The sequence below is a fragment of the Intrasporangium sp. genome (assembly GCF_030452765.1).
Taxonomy (GTDB): domain Bacteria; phylum Actinomycetota; class Actinomycetes; order Actinomycetales; family Dermatophilaceae; genus Intrasporangium_A.
In genome coordinates, this window is record NZ_JAKDLO010000273.1 from 1 (window position 1) to 4,204 (window position 4,204).

General features: G+C 72.9%; 3 protein-coding genes. All 3 read left to right on the top strand.

All coding sequences use genetic code 11. The features are described 5' to 3' along the window. Positions 1 to 124: 124 nt before the first annotated feature. Positions 125 to 1,834: a dynamin family protein gene (locus tag L0H79_RS21140; RefSeq protein ID WP_301486655.1), complete on the top strand. Its 1,710-nt coding sequence runs from the start codon at positions 125 to 127 to the stop codon at positions 1,832 to 1,834. Further along, positions 1,831 to 3,516, top strand: coding sequence for a GTPase family protein (locus L0H79_RS21145; protein ID WP_301486656.1), 1,686 nt, complete (start codon positions 1,831 to 1,833; stop codon positions 3,514 to 3,516). The genes L0H79_RS21140 and L0H79_RS21145 overlap by 4 nt, the downstream gene beginning before the upstream one ends. Before the next feature lie 172 nt (positions 3,517 to 3,688). Then, positions 3,689 to 4,204 (top strand): single-stranded DNA-binding protein (locus L0H79_RS21150; RefSeq protein WP_301486657.1); only part of this gene is annotated, 516 nt, incomplete at its 3' end.

Here is a 4,204-nt window from a genome sequence, read left to right on the forward strand (position 1 = left end):
GGCGTCCTCCGTTCCTCCCCCCGGCTCCCCCCGACCGGCCCTTCGAACGGCTCTGTCGGCTCTGACGACACGCGCACGAGGCCGAGGTTTGGTGCCGGCTCGCGGACAGGGAAGGATTGCCGCTGTGGCGTCAGGGCGACGGGTCGCAGCCGAGTCACTGCTGGAGGCGGTGACCCGGCTGCGCGCTGCGGTCGAGGCGACCAGGCTGCCTTTCGACCTGCCCGACGTGGCCCGTGACCGCGTCGCCCGAGGTCGCCTGCTCGACCAGCTCGACGACTACGTCATCCCCCGACTCACGTCGCTCGACGCGGCGCTGCTCGCCGTCGTCGGCGGCTCGACCGGCGCGGGCAAGTCGACCCTCGTCAACTCCCTCGTCGGTCGCGAGGTCAGCCAGCCCGGAGTCCTGCGACCGACGACCCGGTCGCCCGTGCTCATCCACCACCCCCAGGATGCGCGGTGGTTCGCCGACCAGCGCATCCTGCCCGGTCTGGCCCGAGTGACCGGTGCCCCGCAGGACACGACCGCTGCGGGGGCGGTCCGGCTCGTCGCGACCGAGGCCGTCAGCGTCGGGCTGGCCCTGCTCGACGCGCCCGACATCGACAGCGTCGTCGAGGCCAACCGCAACCTCGCCGCGCAGCTGCTTGCCGCCGCGGACCTGTGGCTGTTCGTCACGACGGCGGCCCGGTACGCCGACGCCGTCCCGTGGGAGCTGCTCCGCGAGGCGGCCGAGCGAGGGACCTCCGTCGCCGTCGTGCTCGACCGGGTGCCGCCCGAGGCCGTCGACGAGATCCGCACGCACCTGGCCGGGATGCTCCGCGAGCAGGGGCTGGGCCGGGCGCCGCTCTTCACGATCGTCGAGAGCCGCCTGACGGACGGGCTGTTGCCCCGCGATCAGATCACCCCGCTGCACGACTGGCTGCAGGCGTTGGCCGGCGACGCGCAGGCCCGCTCCGATGTGGTCCGGCACACCCTGTCGGGGGCCCTCGAGTCCCTCGATGCACGCGCCGGGGCTCTGGGGCAGGCACTGGCCCGGCAGGACGGCGCGGCCCGCGACCTGCGGGAGGTCGGCTCGGCGGCATACGCCGAGGCGCTTTCCCACGTGCAGGACGGCATGCGGGACGGCACCCTGCTGCGCGGCGAGGTCCTGGCGCGCTGGCAGGAGTTCGTCGGCACGGGCGAGTTCTTCCGCCAGGTCGAGTCCACGGTGTCGCGGCTGCGCGACCGGTTCACCTCCTTCGTCAAGGGCGAGCCCGCGCGAGCCGCTGACCTCGGGGCGGCCCTGCAGACCGGCGTCGAGTCGCTCGTCGCGAACCAGGCCGAGCTCGCCGCGACCTGGACGGCCCGCCGGTGGCGCGCCCTGCCCGGCGGCGGCCATCTGCTCGCCGCCGACCCGTCCCTGTTGCGGTCCAGCCCCGATGTCGACGAGCGGGTCCGGCGGCTGGTGCGGGACTGGCAAGGCGACATCCTCGAGATGGTTCGTCAGGAGGGACGCGACCGGCGCACGACGGCCAGGATCATGGCCTACGGGGTCAACGGCCTCGGTGTCGTCCTCATGCTCGTGACGTTCGCCAGCACCGCCGGGATCACCGGCGCCGAGGTCGGGATCGCGGGCGGCACCGCGGTGGTCGGGCAGAAGCTGCTCGAGGCGATCTTCGGGGACCAGGCCGTACGGGAGCTGTCGAAGCAGGCCCGCCACAAGCTCGAGACGCGCGTCGCTGCGCTGTATGCCGAGCAGCGGGGCAGGTACGAAGGAGCGGTGAGCGCGGTGCACGTCGAGCAGGACCACGGTGCCGTCCTCGCGGCGGCCGCCGCAGCCGTGAGGGCGGCGAGATGAGCCCGATCCGACCAGCGACCAGGGCGGCCACACCGATCAGTACCGAAGAGCTCCTGGCTCGCGTCACCGCACTCAGCCTCGGGCTCGTCAGCGGCGCAGACGAGCTCGACCCCGACGCCGCGAACGTAGCGCGACGCGTCATCGACAAGGTCCAGGAGCGCACCACGATCGCAGGTGACCACACTGTCGTGGCGCTGGCCGGCGCGACGGGCAGCGGCAAGTCGTCGCTCTTCAACGCGATCGTCGGGGCCGGCGTCGCCCGGGTCGGGGCCCGCCGCCCGACGACGTCGAAGCCGACGGCCGCGATCTTCGGCTCGTCCGAGGCGAGCGAGCTGCTCGACTGGCTCAAGGTCGACGCCCGTCATGTCGTCGCCGGTGTTGCACAGCCACCGGTCGAGGCGAACGGCGCGGCGTCGCTCGACGGGCTCGTGCTGCTCGACCTGCCCGACTTCGACTCACGCGTGCACGAGCATCGTCGTGAGGCGGAGCGGGTGCTGGAGCTCGTCGACGTCTTCGTATGGGTGACCGACCCGCAGAAGTATGCCGATGCCCGGCTGCATGACGACTTCGTCAGGCTGCAAGCGGCCCACGAGGCGGTGACCCTCGTCGTGCTCAACCAGTGTGACCTGCTCGAGGGCGAGGACGTCTCGGCATGCGTGCTCGACCTCAAGCGTCTGCTCGCTGCCGACGGCGTGCCCAGCGTCGGGGTCGTGACGACCTCGGCCAGGACGGGTGCGGGGGTCGACGTGCTGCGGCAGCGGCTCGCCGGGGCTGTGGCGGGGCATGCCGCCTCACGCCAACGGCTCGCGGCAGACGTGAACGCCAGCGCAACCCGGCTGCGTGCGGACGTCTCGGACTCGGAGGCCGACGTTGCGCGCCTGGTGCGCACGGACCTGGACGATGCACTGGCCCGGGCGGGCGGGGTGCCGATCGTGCTCGACGCCGTGGCACGCGACTACCGGCGCGAGGCGTTCGCGCACACCGGCTGGATCTTCACCCGCTGGACCAGGGGGTTCGCTGCGGACCCGCTGCGTCGGCTGCGGCTCGACCGGGCCGGCCGTCGGCCATCGATCCCGATCGCCATCCAGGGCTCCGACGTGCGGGCCGTCCTCGGCCGGTCGTCCATCCCGGCGCCCAGCGTGTCGACGGCCTCCGCAGTCGAGGTCGCGACCCGCTCGTTCGTTCGTGAGGCGGCAGCCGGGCTGCCCTACCGGTGGGAACAGGCGCTCGACGCCGCCGCTGCGGGGGGAGGAGGTGCCCTGGCCGATTCGCTCGACCAGGCGATCGTCGCGACTCCGCTGCGGGCTCGTCGGCCGGTGTGGTGGCACGTCGTCAACGTGGTGCAGTGGCTTCTCGGGCTCAGCGCGGTCGCCGGGCTGCTCTGGCTGGTCGTGCTCTTCGTGCTCGGCTTCCTCCAGCTGCCGCAGCCGGCGACGCCCACGGTCGGGGTCGTCCCGGTACCGGCCCTCCTGCTCGTGCTCGGCCTGCTCGGCGGGATCGGGCTCGGGGTGCTCTCGCGGTGGTGGGCCAAGGTGGGCTCCCGGCGACGCCGGTCGGTCATCGGCAAGCGGTTGCACGAGGCAGTCGCGGCAGTGACGGACGCGAGGGTCATCGCTCCGGTCGGGGAGGTGCTCGAGCGGCACCGGAGCACCCGAGTGAAGCTCGACGAGGCGCGAGCCTGAGCAGGGCCGGGCACTGCGTCGATCCGGATCCGTCCCCAGCCCGCAGACGGCGCACCGTGTTGTCCACACCGTCCCGGGCCGGTCTCGCGCCCTCGGTCCGGCGGCACGAGGGTGGTCGGCAGGACCGGCGCCGCCGGTTCACCGACCACCTTGCACCGCAGGAGGAGCCATCATGAACGAGACCAAGGTCACCGTGCACGGCAACGTCGTCACGGACCCGACCCCGAGGGCCGCCCGCAACGGCAGCACGTACACGACCTTCCGGGTCGCCACGACTCCCTACCGCCGTACGGCCGATGGCAGCTACGCAGACCTGGACACGAGCTTCTACAGCGTCATCGCCTTCGACACCGTCGCCGTGAACGCGGCCGCCTCGCTGCACAAGGGCCAGCCCGTCATCATCGAGGGCAACCTGTCCACCAAGACCTTTGCCGACAGGGACGGCGTCCTGCACACCTCGGCCGAGATCGAGGCCCAGCACATCGGGCACGATCTGCGCTGGGGACGGGCGACCTTCCAGCGGGTGAGCCGGGCCGCCGCCCTCGGTGCCGACCGGACGGCGGACGAGGAGGTGCGCCGCAGCGTCGCGGATCTCGACGCCGAGGCCGAGCGCCCGGCCAATGTCGACGAGAACGGTGAGGTCCACGACATCCAGGTGCCCGGCCCGCCGGCCCCAGCGCTCGACGAG